General features: G+C 64.4%; 1 protein-coding gene. It reads right to left on the bottom strand.

All coding sequences use genetic code 11. From position 1 onward, the window contains the following. Positions 1–172 precede the first annotated feature (172 nt). The coding region (locus ACI2LP_RS34415) for an ABC transporter permease (protein WP_404728469.1) at positions 173–1,533 on the bottom strand (1,361 nt) is incomplete at its 5' end.

Below are 1,533 nucleotides of genomic sequence, written 5' to 3'. Positions count from 1 at the left end.
GGTAGATTCCCGATCATTCCTGCCGATCCGGGATGAACGGCCGACGATCGACTGCCGTCGGCACTCTCTCACCTGACGACAGCGCGAAGCACCCGCAGGCCGTCGGCCTCGCCGTGAGGGGTCAGAACCGTTCCGGTGGCGGCGAGGAGCCCTCGGTTGAGGTCGCGGGGACTCAGCGTTTTCGTACGACTTCCGGTTCGTGGCGGCGCAGGAACTGGATGGTGAGCAGCGCGCAGACGATTGCCGCGCCGAGCAGCGTTCCTGTGTCGGTCAGCCACTGGCCGAAGGTGTGACGCCACAGGGGGTCGGTGGCGTCAGGAGCCGTCTTGTCCTGGGGACCGAGCAGCTGCCCGAGGTCGAGTGTTGCGCCTTCTGCTGCGACGGCCCACCGTGATGGCATCAGCCTGGCCACGTGTTCAACACCGGGATTGTCGAAGAGTTTGAAGACGATGCCTGAGAACATGTACTGGGCAACAGAAAAGACAACCAGCAGAGGCATGGTTTTCTCGGCAGTCTTCACCAGTGCGGAGATGACCAGACCGCACATCATGGAGGTGAACCCGAGCAGCGTGATGACGAATGCCATCTCTAGAACCGGGGTGCTTTTCACGACTACGCCTTCTGAGGGCAGTTCGCGCGGTGCAAGGCTGAGCGCGCACAGGATGATGCCCTGCAAGCCCGTGATCAGCCCCAGCACCGTGATCTTCGACATCAGGTAGGCGGATCTGGACACGCCCGCCGCCCGTTCCCTCTCGTAGATCACCCGTTCCTTGACCAACTCCCGGACAGAGTTCGCGGTGCCGATGAAGCACATGCTGATGACCAGGGACAACAGGACGGTGCCGGCCTCGACGTTCGTCTTGCCGTCGGGTGCTTTTCGCAGGCCGAAGTCAGCAGGTATCACGGTGTTGGCCAGGCCCAGGACGACCGGCAGGAGGGCCATCAGGCCGACGAACCCCTTGTCGGAGGCCACGACCGCCAGGTACCGGCGGACGAGGGTGAAGAGCTGAGCCGTCCAGCGAGGTGGCTTCGGCGGATGAACGTCCTCGTGCGCTGCATGCCCCGCCCGTGTGCCCGTCTGCTGCGGGGTGACCAAGGAGGCCAGGTGCTGCCTCGACTCGCGCCACCGTCCGGACCAGTCGGACTCGCGTTCCTCCTCGAAGGCGGAGAAGACGTCGGCCCACTGCTCGTACCCGAAGAATTCCAGTGCCGTCTTGGGCGGACCGTAGTACGCCACGGATCCGCGCGGGGCCAGGACCAGCACCTTGTCACACAACTCCAACTCCCGGACCGAGTGGGTCACCACGATGATGGTCCTGCCGTCGTCAGCGAGTCGTCGCAGCAGTTGCATGACGTCGCGGTCCATGCCGGGGTCCAGGCCGGAGGTCGGCTCGTCCAGGAACATGAGCGAGGGTCTGGTCAGCAGTTCCATGGCGACAGAGACGCGCTTTTGCTGCCCACCGGAGAGCGCGGCGATGCGTTTGCCGGCATGGGGGTCGAGTTTGAGCTCACTCAGCACCTCCTCGACGCGAC

Source organism: Streptomyces sp. NPDC019890 (assembly GCF_044903445.1).
In the GTDB taxonomy this organism is placed as follows: domain Bacteria; phylum Actinomycetota; class Actinomycetes; order Streptomycetales; family Streptomycetaceae; genus Streptomyces.
Note: the sequence above shows the minus strand (reverse complement) of the source record. Positions and strands in the feature narration are given on the sequence as shown.